This is a genomic window from Streptomyces sp. NPDC044033, from assembly GCF_056434425.1.
The window spans coordinates 229,148-246,297 of the sequence record NZ_JBWKFF010000014.1 but is presented as its reverse complement, the minus strand read 5'-3'; the positions used below and the strand labels follow the sequence as shown (position 1 = coordinate 246,297).

Below are 17,150 nucleotides of genomic sequence, written 5' to 3'. Positions count from 1 at the left end.
GAGGAGTTTTCATATTCACTGGTGGCACTTTGGTTTGGTGTCCTTAGGGGTGATCGTCCGCGTCGCCGACTCCCCCCCCCCCCCCCCCCGGCGCCGGTTCCGGGCCCGCCGCGGGCCGGCCTCGCAGGGTCGTACGACGGAGGACCCGCTGACGCACCGTCAGCGCTTCGAGCGGGACCACCAGGGCCGGCCGGGCTACCGGAAGACGCGGCTGGAACGCACCACGTTCTCCGGCAACCCGGCCGTGATCTGGGAGTACGCCTCCCTCCAGGGCGGTCGGCCGGGCCACGGTCAGCGGCTCGGCTTCACGCACGGCGGCCGTACGTGCCAGCTCGGCGTCCGGTACCTCGATCCCGTGCGGTCCACCGCCCCCGATGCCTACTCGCGGGTCAAGGACTCGTTCCGCACCCGCTGACGGCGGCGGTCCAGGATCAGGCCGACGGCGAGCACCAGCACGCCCACGACCACGGACATGATCATCTGCTTGCGGCCCGCGTCGTCGTAGAACATGTAGCCCACCACGAAGATGATCAGCGCGATGGTCGCGTAGGTCAGATACGGGAAGAGCCACATCTTGACGGTGTGCCGCTCGGGCATCTCGCGCTCGATGATCGGGCGCATCCGCAGCTGCGAGAAGCAGATGACGAGCCAGACGAAGAGGGCGACCGCGCCGGACGAGTTGAGCAGGAAGTTGAAGACGGTGTCGGGCGAGGTGTAGTTGAAGATGACCGCGACGAAGCCGAAGGCCACCGAGGACCAGATCGCGACGGCGGGCACGCCGCGCTTGTCGACCTGGCCGAAGGACTTGGGCGCGTCGCCGCGCTGGCCGAGGGAGAAGGCCATGCGGGAGGCGGTGTAGAGGCCGGAGTTGAGACAGGAGAGCACGGCGGTCAGCACGATGACGTCCATGACGGTGCCGGCGTGCGGGATGCCGATCTGGTTGAGCACGGCGACGTACGGGCCGACCTTGAGGATCTCCGGGTCGTTCCACGGCAGCAGCGTGACGACGAAGAGGATCGAGCCCAGGTAGAAGATGCCGATGCGCCAGATCACGCTGTTGGTGGCCTTGGCGACCATCTTCTCGGGGTTCTCGGACTCGCCCGCCGCCAGCGTGACGATCTCGCTGCCCATGAAGGAGAAGACGACCAGCAGCATGCCGGAGAGGATGGTGCCCGGGCCGTGCGGCAGGAAGCCCCCTTGCCCGGTCAGGTTGTCCAGGCCCACCGCGTGGGTGTCCGGCAGCACGCCGAAGATGGCGAGGCCCGCGATGATGATGAACGCGGCGATCGCCACCACCTTGATGCCGGCGAACCAGAACTCGAACTCGCCGTACGAGCCGACCGAGACGAGGTTGGTCGCGGTCAGGGCGATCATCACGATCAACGACCAGCCCCACTGCGGCACGGCCGGTATCCACCCGTTGAGGATGGTCGCCCCCGCGGTCGCCTCGACGGCGAGCACGACGGCCCAGAAGAACCAGTACAGCCAGCCGATCGTGAACCCGGCCCAGCGGCCGAGCGCGCGGTCGGCGTAGGCGGAGAAGGACCCGGAGGCCGGGTCGGCCGCGGCCATCTCGCCGAGCATCCGCATCACGAGGACGACCAGCAGGCCGGCGAGCGCGTACGAGATGAGGATGCCCGGACCCGCCTTGGCGATGCCCGCGCCGGACCCGACGAACAGGCCCGCGCCGATGACGCCGCCGATGGCGATCATCGAGAGGTGACGATTTTTCAATCCGGCCTTGAGGCCCTCTTGAGGTTCATGAGAATCTGGGGTGCTGCTCGGATCACCGGTTGCCGACGTCTTTGTCGTGATCGGTGGTGTCGCGCTCATGTATGTGCACGTTCCTTAGCTGCAGTCTCTGGCAGGACGGCGCCGTAGCCCGCATGCAGGCGGTTACGGGTCCACGCATTACAACTTTTCGAAGGCGACTTTCGGAAGCCCCTGATCCGTATTGTTGTATTCACCCTCGGTAGCAAGACCCTGCGGCTCTTACCCGGCCCCCGTCGTGCCACACTCGACGCCATGCGCGTGTACCTCGGCTCCGACCATGCCGGTTACGAACTCAAGAACCACCTCGTCGAGTGGCTCAAGGCCCACGGCCACGACCCCGTCGACGTCGGTCCGCACATCTACGACGCCCAGGACGACTATCCGCCGTTCTGCCTGCGTGCCGCCGAGCGGACCGCCGCGGACCCGGCGAGCCTGGGCATCGTGATCGGCGGCTCCGGCAACGGCGAGCAGATCGCCGCCAACAAGGTCAAGGGCGTACGGGCCGCGCTGGCCTGGAGCGAGCAGACCGCCCAGCTCGGGCGCGAGCACAACGACGCCAACGTCCTGTCCGTCGGCGGCCGGATGCACACCGAGGAAGAGGCGACCCGGTTCGTCGAGATCTTCCTCGACACCCCGTACTCCGGCGAGGAGCGGCACAGCCGCCGCATCGAGATGCTGACCGCGTACGAGGCCACCGGCGAGCTGCCGCCCATCCCGGCCCACCACCCCCAGCCGTAACCCCCGCCCCGGACGGCCGGACCATCGCCGCTGCTGCGGCTACGGTCCGGCCGTCCGGCGCGCCGTCTCCCCAGTCCCCGAAGGACGGACCGTGCCCGAGGGCCACACCATCCACCGCCTCGCCGCGGACCACCGCGAGCTCTTCGCGGGCCGGCCGCTGCGGGCGAGCAGCCCGCAGGGCAAGTTCTCCGACAGCGCCGCGCTGATCGACGGCCGGGAGCTGACCGAGGCCGAGGCGCACGGCAAACACCTCTTCCTGGGCTTCGGCGCGACCGGCTGGGTCCACATCCACCTCGGGCTCTTCGGCAAGCTGGGCTTCGGCGGCGCGCCCGCGCCGCCGCCGACCGCGACCGTACGGCTGCGGCTCGCCAACCCCGGCGCGTACGCGGACCTGCGCGGGCCCACCACCTGCGCGCTGATCACCGACGGCGAGAAGGCGGCCATACACGAGCGGCTCGGGCCCGACCCGCTGCGGGCCGCCGACGACGGCGAGCGCGCCTGGGCCCGGATCTCCCGCAGCCGTACGAGCGTCGCCGCCCTGCTCATGGACCAGAAGGTGATCGCGGGCGTCGGCAACGTCTACCGCGCCGAAGTCCTCTTCCGGCACGGCATCGACCCATACCGGACAGGCCGTGATCTCACTCGCTCCGAATGGGACGCCATCTGGGCGGACCTGGTCGTCCTGATGCGGGAGGGCGTCCGCAACAACCGCATCGACACAGTGCGTCCGGAACACGAGCCCGAGGCCATGGGCCGCGCGCCGCGCGTCGACGACCACGGCGGCGAGGTCTACGTCTACCGCCGCGCCGCGCGGCCCTGCCACATCTGCGGCGCCGAGATCCGCACCGCCGACCTCGCCGCCCGCAACCTCTTCTGGTGCCCGGTCTGCCAAGCGCGGTAGACGCTCAGAAACCGTGCGGCAGCCAGGGGGCCACCGCGCTCCCGAACGCCACCGCCGCCTCCGCCACCGCGCCCTGGCGGACCTCCCGCACCCGTCCCCCGGCGGCCAGTGCCGTCAGCGACACACCGCCCAGATAGGCCGCGCCCAACTCCCGTACGGACAGCTCCAGATCCGCCGGGTCCCCGGTCCGCTCGCAGGACGCCCCCTTGGCGTCGCCGGCCAGCCGCCAACGCCCCTCGTTCCAGGGGCAGAAGGGGTCCGCGACATCGAGCACCACATCCACCGGCGTCTGGTACGTACGCGCGGCGAGCGCCTCCCCGACGTCCACCAGCCGCACGAACAGCGACTCCCGCACCCCGAGCCGGCACTGCCGGTCATCGCTCACGAGATGCAGCAGCGCGTCATCGACCGGGCGGCTCCGGACGGAAATCTTCGTCGTCAGGTCGATACCGAACAGATAGCGCCACAGCGCGGCGTACGCGGCCGGGGCCAGCGCCTCGATGTCGCGCAGCACCACCGTCCCCTCCGCCCCGGCCGGCGACCACTCCGGGCGGACCGCGTAGCGCGCGTACCCGACGGTCTCGCCGTCCGCCTCCGCCAGCACGCACTGGAGGGGCGACGCGCCGTCCCGCTCGGACACCGGGTCGACCGTCAGCACCCGCTCCCAGCCCGGCTGCCGCGCCAGCATCCCGGGCCGCGCCGCGACCCGGCGCGCGTACACCGACTCGCACTCCGCGCGCGCCTCGTCCGGCGCGCGCAGCCGCAGCCGCACGCCGTCAGCGCCCTCCGGAACCGCCAGTCGCACCCGGGTGGTGTCGATCTCGGCGCTGAGCGACCGGGTCGCGCCCCCGTACCCGAACCGGCCGTAGATGGCCGGCTCCGAGGCCCCCAGAATGGCGAGGTGCTCGCCCCAGGACCGGATGTCCGTGAGCTGCCGCCGCATCATCGACCGCAATATCCCCCGGCGGCGGTGCGTTGGCCGTACGCTCACCGTCGTCACACCCGCGGCGTCCACCGACGCGCCGCCCGGCACCGTCAACCGGAACGGGATGGCCCCGGCCGTCCCGACGACCTCGCCCTCATCCCACGCCCCGATGCACCGCTCCGTCCCGAACAGCTCCCGCCACAGCTCACGCTTCTCCACCGGCTCGGGAACACCCCCGAAGGCCAGCTCCAACGTCCCGAACCACTGGTCCCAGTCGGCGGGCGCGAGGACCCGTATACCTGTCGTCATTCCCCATGCCTAGCAGCGCTTCCCCACCTGGGCGAGCGCATTTCGCATACGATTGCCCTCCCGGCGGACGCGGCACCGGTTCCGCTCGTTCCGTGAATCGACGCACCGCCGAAGGGGTGGATAGGGTCCCGATGCAATGACTGGCGCTGCCGACACCCCGACGGCCCGGATGCGCAAAGCACTGCACCGGGCCCGCGTCGGCGTGCGCAAGGCAGGGGTCGACTACTTCCGCGGCGACGGCTCCGACTGGATCGCGCTGGTCGCCCTGCTGCTCGCCGTCCCCGCCATCGCCGCCGCCACCGTCGCCGAGCCCGCCTGGTGCGCGCCCTCGGCCCTGGTGCTCCCGATCGTCGCCGGCGGGCTGCTGCTGCGCCCCGCCAGCCTGCTCGCGCTGTACGCCGCCGCGGCCACCGCCCTCATCGTGGAGTCCGCGATCCTCGGCCCGTACACCGACGGCGCGGACCGGGTCACCCCCGGCACCATCCTGGTGGTGGCGGCCGTGGGCTTCTTCGGGCTGCTCATCGCCCAGTTCCGCAGCCGCGTCGGCGTCCCCTGGAGACGCGGCGGCACCATGCTCTTCGACCTCCGGGAACGCATCCGGGTGCAGAGCAAACTGCCCCAACTGCCGCGCGGCTGGCACCGCGAGATGGCGCTGCGCCCGGCCGGCGGGCAGTCCTTCTCCGGCGACTTCGTCGTCGCGGCCCGTACGAACGGCGGCCGCACCCTCGAAGTCGTCCTCACCGACGTCTCCGGCAAGGGCATGGACGCGGCCTCCCGCGCCCTGCTGCTCTCCGGCGCCTTCGGCGGCCTGCTCGGCTCGCTGCCGCCGCACGCCTTCCTGCCCGCCGCCAACGGCTATCTGCTGCGCCAGGACTGGGACGAGGGCTTCGCCACCTCCATCCATCTCGTACTCGACCTCGACAGCGGCGACTACGAACTGCTCTCCGCGGGCCACCTGCCCGCCCTCCAGCTCTCCGCGGGCACCGGCCGCTGGGAGGAGATGGCCGCCGAGGGCCCGCTGCTCGGGGTCTACGACGGGGCGCAGTTCGACCCGGTCAAGGGCACGCTGCGCCCCGGCGACGTGCTGATGCTCTTCACCGACGGACTCGTCGAGACGGCGGAGCGGGACCTCACCGAGGGGATGGACCGGCTGACGGGGGAGGCCGACCGCTATGTCGCCTCCGGCTTCCACGGCGCGGCCTGGCATCTGATCGAGGCCGTGGCCAAGGACGTCAACGACGACCGGGCGCTGCTGCTCATCTGCCGCGACTGACGGCGGGGCGGGCGGGGGCGGGCCGCGGTTCCGAGGCCGAGAGCGGGGTGCTGGGGGCGGGCCTCGCCGCGCTGCCGGCCTGGTACGACGAGCCGGCGGGCGGCCGGACCGGCCTACCGCCGGGCCCGGGCGCGGCGGAGACGCGATGATAGGTTCTGCCGGGTGGCGAGCGTGGGGGCGGGGCAGCGGACAGGACTGAGCCGGGTCACTCTGGTCGGCGACCGCCGACGGGTGGACCTGCTGCTTCCCTCGACCGATCCCATCGGCCTGCTCCTGCCGGACATCCTCCGGTTCCTCGACGACCAGAACTCCGGCCGCCCCGCGGCGCGGCACCTGGCGACCGCCGACGGCGCCGTGCTCGCCCCGGACACCACGCTCGGCGAAGCGGCCCTGCCGGACGGCTCCGTACTGCGGCTCGTACGGGCCGACGACGCGTCGCCCGCGCCCGCCGGCAGGGGAGTCCAGGACCTGGACGTACGGGCCTGGCGCTGGCGGCCCGCCGCGCGGCGCCGGACCGCGAGCCTGGCCACTCTCGCGCTCGCCGCCACCGTCGGCGTGCTGACGCGTACGAGCCTGGACCACGCCACCGCGGCGGCGCTGCTCGCCGGTGCGGGGCTCGTGGCCGCCGTGCTCGGAGCGGTCGCCGGGCGCGCCCGGGATCACGAACCCGGCGCCACGCTCGTACTCTCCGGCGGCGCCCTCGGCCTCGTCGCCGCCTGGACCGCGGCGGACGCGTACGCCTGGTCGGGGCCGGGGCGGCTGGCCGCGGTGGCGGGGGCGGCGGCGGTGACGCTGTCGCTGCTGGGGGTCTGCTCGCCCGTCGGCCGGGGCGGGTTGACCGGCGCCGGGGCGGTCGTGGCCACGGCCGCCGTCTGGGAGGCCGTCGCCGCCGTCGAGGGCGACCTGGCGCGGCTCGGGGCGGTGCTTACCGTCGTCTCCGCCGTGGTGCTCGGAGCGCTGCCGCGGCTGGCGCTGACGGCGGCCGGGCTGACCGCCCTGGACGACCACCGCTCGGGCGGCACGTCCGTGAGCCGCCACGCGGTCGCCACCGCGCTGGCCGCGACCCACCGGCGGCTGGCGCCCGCGACCGTCGTCACCGCGGCCTCGGCCACGGCGGCCGGGTTCCTGGCCGTCACGGCGGCGTCCTGGTGGACGGTGTCGCTGGCGTCCGTTCTCGTGGTCGTCCTGCTCTCCCGTGCGCGGGCCTTCCCGCTGGTCGCCGAGGTCGTGGCGCTGCTGGCGGCGGCCGGCGTACTGCTGGTGCGCCTCGCCGTGCTGTGGATCGACCACACGGACGGCCCGCCGTACGCACCGCTGGCCGCCCTGTGCGTGGCCGCCGTCCTGCCACTGGGCGCGCTGACGGTACGACCGCCGGAGCGGCTACGGGCCCGGCTCCGCCGGATGGTCGACCTGGCCGAGGCGGCCGGGGTGATCGCCCTGTTCCCGCTCGCGGTCGGGGCGTTCGGCGGGTACGCGCTCCTGCTGGACGCGCTCTGATAGAGGCGAGGGCCGAGGCGGAGGCCGCGGCGGAGGAGAAACGATATGGCTGAGGACGACAGGCAGGGGGACGCCCTCGGCGACCTGCGGAGCCGCGCCGTGGCGGGGGCCGCTGACGCCCCGGCGGGGCCACCGGCCGCATCCGGGGCCGAGGCTCCCGAAGCCGCGCGGCCGGGCTCGGCGGCGGTCGGGGAGCCGTCTGCCGCGAGCCCGACGCCCGTGTCGGGGGCCGCTGCCGCCCGCGAATGCCTGCCTGCCCAGCGGTCGGCCGCGGATGGGGAGCCGTCGGGCCGGCCGGCCCTGGGGCCCGTTCCGGAACCGCCTGTACCGGGCGGCGGAGAGCCGGTCGCGGGGCTGCATGTACCGCCGTCGCCGATCGCCGGGCTGTCCGTGCCGCCGTCGCCGACTGTCGAGCTGTCCGTACCGCCGTCGCCGGTCGCCGCCCCGGGGGCGGAGGCGCCCACCGTCCCGCACGCCGTGCTACTGCCCCCGCACGCTCCCGTCACGTCGAGCGCCGCCCATCTGCCCCCGCACGCCCCCGTCGCCTCCCACGCCGCCGGCCCGCTCCCGCACACCGCCCAACCGCCCCCGTACGCCGCCCCCGCCGCCCCCGCTGTTCCGCCCCGGCCCCGTGTCGCCCCGGAGCCGGCGCGGTACCCCCGGCCGGGCACGAGCGGCGGGCCGCAGCCGTCCGGCGGTGGTCCGTACGACGGGCCCGCGCGGGCGGCCGGGGGGCGTGGCGGGGCGGCCATCGGCGTCGACGACCTGGTCAAAGGCAGGCCGCGCAGCGGTGATTCCGCCGCCAAGCGGACCGGGCGGGCCGTCCGGCGGATGGTCGGGGCGTCGGCCGCGCGGGAAGTGGCCGAGGCGACGCGCGTCGCCCAGGCGTTGCAGCAGCCGGTCGCCACCGGCCGCCAAGTGGTCGTCACCAGCATCCGCGGCGGTGCGGGCAAGACCACCGTCGCGGCCCTGCTCGGGCGTACGTACGCGCACTACCGGCAGGACCCGGTGCTGATGCTGGAGGCCGACCCGGCGCTCGGCACGCTGCCGGTACGGCTCGCGGCGCCCGCCGTGCGGTGGACGTGCGGGGACCTCGCGGAGATCATCGAGCCGACGATGCAGCTCACCGACATCACGGGGTACCTGGTCCAACTGCCCGACCGCGGCTGGCTGCTGCCCGGCAGCCAGGGCCGGGTCGGCACCCGGCTTGAACCGGCCGAGTACCGCTCGGTGATGGTGGCGCTGCGCCGCTACTTCGGCATCACGGTCGTGGACTGCGAGACGCTGCCCAGCGAGCTGTCCCGCACCGCGCTCGCCGCCGCCCAGGCGCGGGTGCTGGTCGCGCCCGCCACCGTCGAGGGCGTCACCAGCACCCGCGCCGTACTGGACTGGATGGCGTCGCTGCCGCGCCCGCTGATGCTGCCGGGGACGGTGGTGGTGCTCGCCGCGTCGTCGCCTCACATGGCGCTCGACGTGGCGGCCGCGAGCGCGCACCTCCGGTTGGAAGGCGTGCGCGTGCTGATGCTTCCGTACGACCGCCACCTCGCGGCGGGCGGCCCGATCCGTACGGACCTGCTGGGGGAGGCCACCCGCGAGGCCGCCACCCAGCTGGCCGCCGAGGTGCTCAACCGGGCGGTGAGCGGACGGCGGTGACCGGCCGCTCGGCGCGCCGCCCGGCCGTACGCCCCGCGCACTGATCGCGCCCGGGGCGCGCGCCGTCGTCCCGCACCGTGCCCCCGACCGCCCCGCCATGCGGCCGATTCGCGTCCTGTTCATCCTCCGTGATTTCCCGAAAGATGGGGGAAAGGTAGGGGCTTTCCGGGAAAGTCGCACCTGTCCAGGGAGGAATCCGCGATGACCGCGAACGCGAACGCGAATCCGAAGGACACCGCTGCGTCGCAGCCGGGTCCGGGGGGCCGCACCCCCGAGGAGATCACGGCACTGCTCGCCGGCGCCGCCGACCCGGAGCACCGGCTGGCCGTTCACCAGGAGCTGTACCCGGAGGTGACCAACCTCGCCACGGCGGAGAACGTCCTGGTCTACCCCTCGCTGCGGGACAACGTGTTCAAAGAGCTCGGCGTCCTCGAACAGCGGGACGTCAAGTACGCATCCTCGTACGGGAGTGCGGAGATCCGCGGCGATATCGCGGCGATGCTGCGCCCGGCGCTCTCTCCGGATCTGAGCGCCGAGGACATCTTCGGCACCTCGGGGGTGTCGGCCGCCCTGGAATGCCTGGCGTTCGCGCTCAGGGAGGGCGGGGTCCTCAGCAGCGGCGACCAGGTGCTGCTGCCCGCTCCCTACTGGCAGGGCTTCAACTGGTGTTTCGAGCAGCGGCCCGAGCTGCGCTGCGTCCCCGTCCACCTGCGGGAGAAGGGCGCGGAGAACTTCGACCTCACGCTGGAGGACATTCAGCACGCCTACCGCACCCAGCCCGAACCGCCGAAGCTGCTCGTCCTCACCAACCCCAACAACCCGCTGGGCGACAACTACGGAAAGGAACTGCTGGAGAAGGTCTACCGGTGGGTGCTCAACGAGACGGGGATGCACATCATCTCCGACGAGATGTACGCCCATTCCCAGCTCACCGGGGCGGGGCCGGAGTTCGTCAGCGCCCTTGAGCTGGACGCGTACAAGCACGATCCGGAGGCACGGGACCGGGTCCACGTCGTATGGGGATTCGCCAAGGACTTCGGGATGTCGGGCCTCAAGGCCGGAATCGTGATTTCCAAGTCCCCGGTGGTCCATGTGGCCATGCAGGGAATCAAGGACAAGCAGAACAGCTATTCCTGGTTCAGCCCGTTCGACTCGCTCAAGCACTTCGTCATCGGGAAGATGCTGAAGACCACGATCGGCGGCAAGAGCTACCCGCTCGAATTGATGGAGGAGTATCGGGGCTGGCTGACGACCGCGTTCCGGGAAACCCGCGGCGCCCTCGACAGCGGCCGTCTCCCGTACCGCTTCCGCGAGGGGCAGAACGCGGCGCAGTTCTTCTGGCTCGACCTGCGCGGCTATCTGCCCCCGGCGGGCACCGCCGTGATCCCGCCGGAGATCGGGCCGCACTTCCCGCAGCTCGAACGCGTGCCGGAGCCGTTCGCCGCGGACGCCGGGAAGCAGGGGACGGCCGCCCTGCCGATCCTCTTCCCGAACATCTCCAGCGAGGAGGAGTGGCTGCGCTGGTACATCGCCACCTACGCCCAAGTGCAGCTGCTTCCGGGCCAGTTGCTGTCCTGCGCCGAACCGGGCTACTTCCGGCTGTGCTATACGGCCGTCGACACCGCGGACGTCGTCGCGTCCGTACGGCGGGTCGCCGACCTCCTGGCTCCGTGGTCGAACGGCGACCGCTGACGCGTTCCCCGGCGCGGGGCGGCGGACGGCAGGACAAACGTCCTGCCGAGTCGGCTATCTATGTTCCTGTCGGCCGGCGCCCGCGGTTCCATAGCGTCGTCGGCATGCGACAGACAGCGGATCGACTCGGATCACCACCCCCGAAAGGCGCCGCGGACACCGCGGTGTGCTTCACGAACGTCACGAAGAAGTACGGGAACGTGCGCGCGGTGGACGGGCTCGGCCTCGACATCCGGCGCGCGGGCAGCCGTCCCGGAGCGCCGCCCCGCACAGGTGTCAGCCGGCGGGCTCCTCGGGGATCTCGGTGACCAGGTCGGCCAGGGACAGGCGGCCGGTGGGAATCGCCGATTTACCGGCGGGCGCCGGAGCCGGATGACCGAAGGAGATGGCGGTGCGTACCCGCCACGGGGGCTCCACACCGCACAGCGGCCCGGCCCGGTCGGCGTGCGCGGCGGGGAAGAAGGACGCGGGGCAGCTGCCCAGCCCCTGGAGGTGGGCGGCGAGCATCATGTTCTGCGCCGCGCGCCCGGCGTCGAACTGGGCGTCCTCGCCTCCCGCGTCCTCCTCCACCCCGAGCGCGATCACCACGGGCGCCACGGCGAGGTGCCCGGCGTACGAACCCAGCCGCGCGAGCTGCCGGCGGATCTCACCGTCGCGCACCACCACGAACCGCCACGGCTGCCGGTTGCGGGCCGAGCCGGTCCAGCGCCCGGCCTCCAGCACCGGACGCAGTTGCTCCGCACGGACCGGTTCGGCGGTGAACCACCGGGTCGCTCTCATCGAGGTCAGCGCCGGCGTGAGGGGGTCGGGCGGTACGTGCATCACGAGTCCTCAGTGCGGGGGAAGGGCGGGGGAGGGTCTCTCGCGCCCTGTCGGCTCTCCGGGCGGAGCGTGCTCACGCCCTGCCCGGCCTCCATTCAACCTAAGCATTTTAAGTGTTTGCCTAAAAGAAATAGGCGCTGTTAGCGTCCGAGCCATGAGGGCAGTGAGTGAGCAGGACATCCGCGAGTCGTTCGTCAATTGCTCCAAGGGAGAAGCCAAACGGCTGGCGGTCCCCCGGGACCTCGCGGAGCGCCGCTGGGAGGACCTGGACTTCCTGGGGTGGCGCGATCCCGGAGCGCCGGACCGCGGCTACCTCGTCGCCGAACGCGGCGAAGAACTCATCGGCGTGACCCTCCGTGCCTCAGCCGGCCGGCGCGGCCTGCTCCACCGCGGCATGTGCTCGCTCTGCCTGACCACGCACCCCGGCGACGGCGTGTCGTTGATGGCGGCCCGCAAGGTCGGTCCGGCCGGGCGGCAGGGCGACTCGATCGGCGAGTACATCTGCTCCGACCTCGCCTGCTCCCTCTATATCCGCGGTAAGAAGACGCCGCGGGCGGGCGGGCGCTTCGAGGAGTCGCTGACGGCGGAGGAGCAGGTCGCGCGGATGGAGGGCAACCTGTTCGCCTTCCTGGACAAGCTCGTCGGCTGATTCCCGCACGGCCTCGTCGGCCGATTTCCCTGCGGCCTCGTCGGCCGACCGGTCCTCACACCCGCTCCGAGGCGGGTGACGAGAGCGCCGCACCGCCGGGCGGCTCCCCGGGGTCGCCCGGCAGCAGCCGCGCCAGCCAGTGCGAGCGGCCGGCGGCCAGCGGACCGAGTACGGCCAGGACGAGCACGTACCCCGCGATAAAGGGGGAGAGCCGCGGATTGAGTCCTGCCCCGGCGGCCATCGTGGCGAGGATCAGCGCGAACTCGCCGCGGGCCAGCAGCGTCGTGGAGATGTTCGCTGCGGGCTGCGGGCCGAAGCCGTAGAGCCGGGCGGCCACGAGCCCCGCGCCCACGTTCATCACCAGCGTCACCGCGACCGCGATCAGCACCGGTACGAGCACGCCCGGCAGGTCGCCCGGGTTGATCGAGAGCCCGAACGCGAAGAAGAAGATCGCCCCGAACGCGTCGCGCAGCGGGTGCACCAGCGTCCGGATGCGGTCGCCCGAGTCCGTACTGCCCAGCATCAGACCCACCATGAACGCGCCGATGGCGTCCGCCACCCCGAACCACTCGGAGACGCCCGCGACGAAGACGGCGACGCCCAGGAAGGAGATGACGAGCAACTCGTCGTCCTTGGTGCCGATCAGCTTGCCGATGAGCCGGGTGCCCCAGCGGGCCGCGACCGCGAGCAGCAGCAGGAAGCCGAACGCCTTGCCCGCGTCCGCCGCCGCCGAGGCCAGACTGTCCGCGCCGGACAGGATGGGCTGGAGGGCGGCGAGGTACAGGGCCAGGAAGATGTCCTCGACCACGATGATGCCGAGGATCGGCTTGGTCTCGCCGTTGCCGATCCGGCCGAGGTCGACGAGGACCTTGGTGACGATCGCGGACGAGGAGATGCCGAGCACGCCGGCGAGTACGAGCGCCTCGGAGGTGCCCCAGCCGGTCGCGAAGCCGAAGGCCAGGCCCGCGCCGACGTTCAGCGCCAGATACGCGCCGCCCGCCAGGGCCATCTTGCGGCCGCCGGTCCTGAGGTCGTCCAGGTGGAATTCGAGGCCGAGGTAGAAGAGGAGCAGGACCAGGCCGAGCGCGGAGAGCATCTCCAGGTCGTGCGGGTCGGCGACCAGCACGATGCCGGGCGTGTGCGGGCCGAGGAGGATCCCGGCCAGGATGAAGAGGGGGATGGTCGGCAGGCCGATGCGGCCGCCGACGCGGGCCAGTACGGCTGCTGCCAGAAAGGCGCCGCCCATGGCGATGAGGGTGTCTGCGTGTCCGATGGCTCCTCCAGAGTTCGGCCGGACGGTTGGGTCATTCGGTCAAGGGGGAGTCAAGAAATGGTGAGTAGTTAGTTTACCAAACGATTTTGGGGTGGTTACGCCCAGCGCCCGGGGTGGTGCTGGCCCCACCCTCGATCCACCGGTCGCCGTCATGGCTCCGACCTGCGCCGGAACCCTAGGTTTTAGATGTTGACCACAGTGCGGGAAGCACCGGACGAGAGGCGGGGCCATGGGGCTGCGCGGCAAGCGACAGATCGAGGACCGTGCGATGGCGGACGTCACCACGGGCACCGGTGACTGGGCCGTCGAGCTGCGCGGGGTCTCCCGCCGCTACGGCCGCGGGACATCCGCCGTCCACGCCCTGCGCTCCCTCGACCTCGCCCTCCCGCGCGGCAGCTTCACCGCCGTGATGGGGCCCTCCGGGTCGGGCAAGTCCACCTTCCTCCAGTGCGCGGCCGGGCTCGACCGCCCGACCGAGGGGTCCGTACGACTCGGCGGCACCGAGATCACCGGCATGAACGAGAACAAGCTGACCGAGCTGCGCCGCAGCCGCCTCGGCTTCGTCTTCCAGTCGTTCAACCTGCTCCCGTCGCTGACCGTCGAGCAGAACGTAGTCCTCCCGATGCGCCTCGCGGGGGAGCGAGCCGACCGACGGCGCGCCGCGGAGGTGCTCTCCCAGGTGGGGCTGGCCGACAAGGGCGGGCGCCGCCCCGGCGAGCTCTCCGGCGGCCAGCAGCAGCGCGTCGCCGTCGCACGCGCCCTGATCACCAGCCCGGACGTCCTCTTCGCGGACGAGCCCACCGGCGCGCTCGACACGGGCACCGCGGCCGAGGTACTCGGCCTGCTCCGGCACGCTGTCGACAGCCTCGGCGCCACCGTCGTCATGGTCACCCACGACCCGGTCGCCGCCGCCTGGTCCGACCGCGTCCTCTTCCTCGCCGACGGCTCCATCGCCGACAGCTTCCACCGCGCCTCCGCCGAGCAGATCGCCGCGCGGATGGTCTCGCTCACCGCCCGGCCGGGCTCCTTCGCGGGCGCGGCCGCATGAGCCTCCCGTACGCCGCCGCGTCCCGACCGCACCAGCCGCCCGTCCAGCGGGGAGAAACCCGATGAACTCGGCCGACGCCAAGAAACCCCACCCCAGGAAGGCTGCCGCCAACGGGCTCGCCCGCGCGGCCGTCCGCTTCAAACCCGCGTCCTTCGTGGGGACCTTCGTCGCCCTCCTGATGGCCGCCATGATCGTCTCGGCCTGCGGCATCCTCCTGGAGACCGGACTACGCGCCTCCGTGCCGCCCGAGCGGTACGCCGGCGCTCCCGTCGTGGCCGCCGCCGACCAGAAGGCGCACTACGTGACCGGCCACGGCGAGGACCGTGAGAAGGAGTCCGAACCGCTCCCGGAAACGGCCCGCCTCGACGCCTCCCTCGTCGGCCGGATCGCGCACGCCCCCGGCGTCTCGGCCGCGATCCCGGACGTCACCTACCCCGCGCACCTCACCGCCGCGAAGACGGCCGCCCCCGTCACCGCGCACGGCTGGGGCTCGGCCGCCTTCACCGGCGCCGAGCTCACCACGGGCAGCGCCCCGCGCACCGGCCGGATCGTCCTCGACGAGACCACCGCGCGCGCAGCGCACGCCGGAGTCGGCGACCGCGTCGCCCTCAACACCCCCAGCGGCGCCCGCGACTTCACCGTCGCCGGTACGGCCCGTACGGCCACGCCCACCGTCTGGCTCACCGACGCCCAGGCCGTCAAGGTCTCCGGCCACCCCGGGAAGATCGACGCGGTCGCGGTGCTGCCCACGTCCGGCACCTCCGCCGACCGGCTCGCGCACTCCGTCGAGGAGGCCGTCGGCAAGGCCGCCCAGGTGCACACCGGCGACGACCGGGGCGCCGTCGAACAGCCCGCGCTCGCCAAGGCCAAGGAGATCCTGATCGGGCTCGGCGGCTCGTTCGGCGGCATCGCGGCCATGGTGGCGATCTTCACCGCCGCCGGGACCGTCGCCCTCTCCGTGAGCCAGCGCGGCCGCGAGTTCGCGCTGCTGCGCGCCATCGGCGCCACCCCGCGCCAGGTACGCCGCTCCGTCGCCGCCGAGGCGCTGCTCGTCGCGCCCCTCGCCGGAGCGATCGGCTGCCTGCCCGGCATCGCCCTGGCGCGCTGGTGGTTCGGCCAGTTGAAGGAGAAGGGCGCGGTCCCGGACGCCGTGCACCTCGCCGTCTCCGGCCTCCCGCTCGCCGCCGCCGTCGGCGTGGGCCTGCTCACCGCGCTCTGCGCAGGGGCCGCCGCCGCTCGCCGCCCGGCCCGTATCAAGCCCGGCCAGGCCCTCGGCGAGGCCGCCGTGGAGCGTTCCCGCCCCGGCGCCGTCCGTACGGCCATCGGCGTCGCGGCCCTCGTCGGCGGCGTCGTGCTGGCCATCCTCGCGGCCACCCTGACCGGCGACGACGCGGCCAACACCGCCTCCGGCGTCGTCATGCTCTTCATGCTCGGCGTCGGCCTGCTCGGCCCGCTCGTGGCCCGCCTCTGCGCCCACCTCATCGGCCTCCCGATGCGGGCCGGGAACGCCGCCGCGCACCTCGCCTCCACCAACTCCCGCGCCAACTCGCGCCGGCTGGCCTCCGCGATCACCCCGATCGTGCTGGCCATGGCCTTCGCCTCGACGCTGGTGTTCATGCACACCAGCGAGGACCACGCCCGCGAGGCGCAGCAGCGCGCCGGCATCACCGCCGACCACGTGATCTCCGCGCCCGGCGGCCTGCCGGCCGGCACGGCGGCGAAGGCGGCGGCGGCCCCCGGCGTCGAGGCGGCCGTCGGCCTGCTCCGTACGAGCGTGCTCTACACGTCCTCCGCGACCGGCAGGCCGATGACCGCCTCCACGCAGGGCGTCAGCGGCACCGGCGCCGGCCTGCGCGCCGTCCAGGACCTCGACGTCCGCGGCGGCAGCCTCGACGCGCTGGCCCCGGGCACGGCCGCGATCGACGCCAACCTGGCCTCCAGCGCGGATGTGAAGGTCGGCGACCGGATCTCCCTGATCCTCCCGGACGGCACCAAGGCCCGGCCCGAGGTCGTCGCGACCTACGGCCGAGGGCTCGGCGTCTCCCAGGTCACCATGGTCCGTACGGCCCTCGCCCCGCACGTCACCGCGGGCTTCGACAGCGACGTCCTGGTGCGGGACGCGCGCGGCGCCGACGCGCACCGGGTCGCCGAGCGGCTCGCGCCGCTCGGCACGGTCGCCGACCGCGCGGGGTACGCGGCCGCCCAGAACGCGGACCGTGAGGTCTCCGCCTGGGCCAACACCCTGATGGCCGCGGTGCTCGGCGGCTTCGCCGCCATCGCCGCCGTCAACACCCTGGTGATGACCGTCTTCGACCGCCGCCGCGAACTCGGCACGCTGCGGCTGATCGGCTCCACCCGGCGGCAGGTGCTCGGCATGGTGCGCTGGGAGGCGCTGCTGGTGGCCTTCGCGGGGGTGGTGCTCGGCACCGCGATCGCGCTCGCGACGCTCGTACCGATGATGCACGGCCTCACCGGAGCGGGCCCGTACATACCGCCGGCCCTCTACGGGAGCTTCGCGGGAGCGGCCGTGGCGCTGGGCCTCGCGGCGACGGCGCTGCCCGCCCGCGCGGTGCTGCGCAGGCGCTGAGCAGCGGTAC

The 17,150-nt window shown here is 73.1% G+C and carries 13 protein-coding genes and 1 pseudogene; 10 read left to right on the top strand and 4 right to left on the bottom strand.

Annotated elements, in window-relative coordinates; all coding sequences use genetic code 11:
• Positions 1–415: pseudogene (locus tag AC07AB_RS24775) on the top strand (hypothetical protein); the annotation flags it as partial.
• On the opposite strand, the gene AC07AB_RS24770 reads toward AC07AB_RS24775, so the two are convergent.
• Entirely contained in the window at positions 379–1,833 is a 1,455-nt protein-coding gene (locus tag AC07AB_RS24770) for an amino acid permease (protein ID WP_478570564.1), read from the bottom strand. The pseudogene AC07AB_RS24775 and the gene AC07AB_RS24770 overlap by 37 nt on opposite strands.
• Before the next feature lie 192 nt (positions 1,834–2,025).
• Between AC07AB_RS24770 and AC07AB_RS24765 the strand changes: the two genes are divergently transcribed.
• Complete coding sequence (locus tag AC07AB_RS24765) at positions 2,026–2,511, top strand: ribose-5-phosphate isomerase (RefSeq protein ID WP_478570561.1); 486 nt, start codon at positions 2,026–2,028, stop codon at positions 2,509–2,511.
• Between the two features lie 91 nt (positions 2,512–2,602).
• Positions 2,603–3,412, top strand: coding sequence for an Fpg/Nei family DNA glycosylase (locus AC07AB_RS24760; RefSeq protein ID WP_478570558.1), 810 nt, complete (start codon positions 2,603–2,605; stop codon positions 3,410–3,412).
• 4 nt (positions 3,413–3,416) lie between these two features.
• On the opposite strand, the gene AC07AB_RS24755 is transcribed toward AC07AB_RS24760, so the two are convergent.
• A complete protein-coding gene (locus AC07AB_RS24755) occupies positions 3,417–4,646 on the bottom strand; it encodes a GNAT family N-acetyltransferase (protein ID WP_478570556.1) in 1,230 nt (409 codons plus the stop codon).
• A gap of 136 nt (positions 4,647–4,782) precedes the next feature.
• On the opposite strand from AC07AB_RS24755, the gene AC07AB_RS24750 reads away from it, so the two are divergent.
• The 4 genes from AC07AB_RS24750 to AC07AB_RS24735 all read left to right on the top strand — a co-directional run bounded on the left by AC07AB_RS24750 (position 4,783) and on the right by AC07AB_RS24735 (position 10,761).
• Positions 4,783–5,919 (top strand): PP2C family protein-serine/threonine phosphatase, encoded by a 1,137-nt coding sequence (locus AC07AB_RS24750; protein WP_478570553.1) that lies wholly within the window; start codon positions 4,783–4,785, stop codon positions 5,917–5,919.
• A 162-nt stretch (positions 5,920–6,081) separates the two neighbouring features.
• Positions 6,082–7,416 carry a type VII secretion integral membrane protein EccD gene (gene eccD / locus AC07AB_RS24745; RefSeq protein ID WP_478570550.1) on the top strand — a complete coding sequence of 445 codons (1,335 nt, stop codon included), beginning with the start codon at positions 6,082–6,084 and terminating at the stop codon, positions 7,414–7,416.
• Between the two features lie 45 nt (positions 7,417–7,461).
• The gene (locus AC07AB_RS24740; RefSeq protein ID WP_478570548.1) at positions 7,462–9,069 is read left to right on the top strand and encodes a MinD/ParA family ATP-binding protein; all 1,608 of its coding nucleotides are present in this window, start codon (positions 7,462–7,464) and stop codon (positions 9,067–9,069) included.
• A 201-nt stretch (positions 9,070–9,270) separates the two neighbouring features.
• Positions 9,271–10,761 carry a pyridoxal phosphate-dependent aminotransferase gene (locus tag AC07AB_RS24735; RefSeq protein WP_478570546.1) on the top strand — a complete coding sequence of 497 codons (1,491 nt, stop codon included), beginning with the start codon at positions 9,271–9,273 and terminating at the stop codon, positions 10,759–10,761.
• 276 nt (positions 10,762–11,037) lie between these two features.
• On the opposite strand, the gene AC07AB_RS24730 is transcribed toward AC07AB_RS24735, so the two are convergent.
• Positions 11,038–11,583, bottom strand: a complete 546-nt coding sequence (locus AC07AB_RS24730; RefSeq protein WP_478570543.1) for a nitroreductase family protein — start codon at positions 11,581–11,583, stop codon at positions 11,038–11,040.
• 154 nt (positions 11,584–11,737) lie between these two features.
• Here AC07AB_RS24730 and AC07AB_RS24725 point away from each other — a divergent pair, with 154 nt between their 5' ends.
• Positions 11,738–12,232, top strand: coding sequence for an FBP domain-containing protein (locus AC07AB_RS24725; protein WP_478570539.1), 495 nt, complete (start codon positions 11,738–11,740; stop codon positions 12,230–12,232).
• Between the two features lie 55 nt (positions 12,233–12,287).
• Here AC07AB_RS24725 and AC07AB_RS24720 read toward each other — a convergent pair whose 3' ends face one another.
• Positions 12,288–13,478, bottom strand: coding sequence for a cation:proton antiporter (locus AC07AB_RS24720; protein ID WP_478570536.1), 1,191 nt, complete (start codon positions 13,476–13,478; stop codon positions 12,288–12,290).
• A 256-nt stretch (positions 13,479–13,734) separates the two neighbouring features.
• On the opposite strand from AC07AB_RS24720, the gene AC07AB_RS24715 reads away from it, so the two are divergent.
• Positions 13,735–14,553, top strand: coding sequence for an ABC transporter ATP-binding protein (locus tag AC07AB_RS24715; protein WP_478570533.1), 819 nt, complete (start codon positions 13,735–13,737; stop codon positions 14,551–14,553).
• 61 nt (positions 14,554–14,614) lie between these two features.
• Positions 14,615–17,140, top strand: coding sequence for an ABC transporter permease (locus tag AC07AB_RS24710; RefSeq protein ID WP_478570531.1), 2,526 nt, complete (start codon positions 14,615–14,617; stop codon positions 17,138–17,140).
• The last annotated feature ends 10 nt before the right edge of the window (positions 17,141–17,150 follow it).

Excerpts from the sequence above, each read along its gene's own strand:
- AC07AB_RS24750 (WP_478570553.1), top strand. The coding sequence starts at position 4,783 with ATGACTGGCGCTGCCGACACCCCGACGGCCCGGATGCGCAAAGCACTG.
- AC07AB_RS24755 (WP_478570556.1), bottom strand. The coding sequence starts at position 4,646 with ATGACGACAGGTATACGGGTCCTCGCGCCCGCCGACTGGGACCAGTGG.
- AC07AB_RS24765 (WP_478570561.1), top strand. The coding sequence starts at position 2,026 with ATGCGCGTGTACCTCGGCTCCGACCATGCCGGTTACGAACTCAAGAAC.
- AC07AB_RS24730 (WP_478570543.1), bottom strand. The coding sequence starts at position 11,583 with ATGCACGTACCGCCCGACCCCCTCACGCCGGCGCTGACCTCGATGAGA.
- AC07AB_RS24725 (WP_478570539.1), top strand. The coding sequence starts at position 11,738 with ATGAGGGCAGTGAGTGAGCAGGACATCCGCGAGTCGTTCGTCAATTGC.
- AC07AB_RS24740 (WP_478570548.1), top strand. The coding sequence starts at position 7,462 with ATGGCTGAGGACGACAGGCAGGGGGACGCCCTCGGCGACCTGCGGAGC.
- AC07AB_RS24720 (WP_478570536.1), bottom strand. The coding sequence starts at position 13,478 with ATGGGCGGCGCCTTTCTGGCAGCAGCCGTACTGGCCCGCGTCGGCGGC.
- AC07AB_RS24735 (WP_478570546.1), top strand. The coding sequence starts at position 9,271 with ATGACCGCGAACGCGAACGCGAATCCGAAGGACACCGCTGCGTCGCAG.
- AC07AB_RS24770 (WP_478570564.1), bottom strand. The coding sequence starts at position 1,833 with ATGAGCGCGACACCACCGATCACGACAAAGACGTCGGCAACCGGTGAT.
- AC07AB_RS24710 (WP_478570531.1), top strand. The coding sequence starts at position 14,615 with ATGAACTCGGCCGACGCCAAGAAACCCCACCCCAGGAAGGCTGCCGCC.
- AC07AB_RS24715 (WP_478570533.1), top strand. The coding sequence starts at position 13,735 with ATGGGGCTGCGCGGCAAGCGACAGATCGAGGACCGTGCGATGGCGGAC.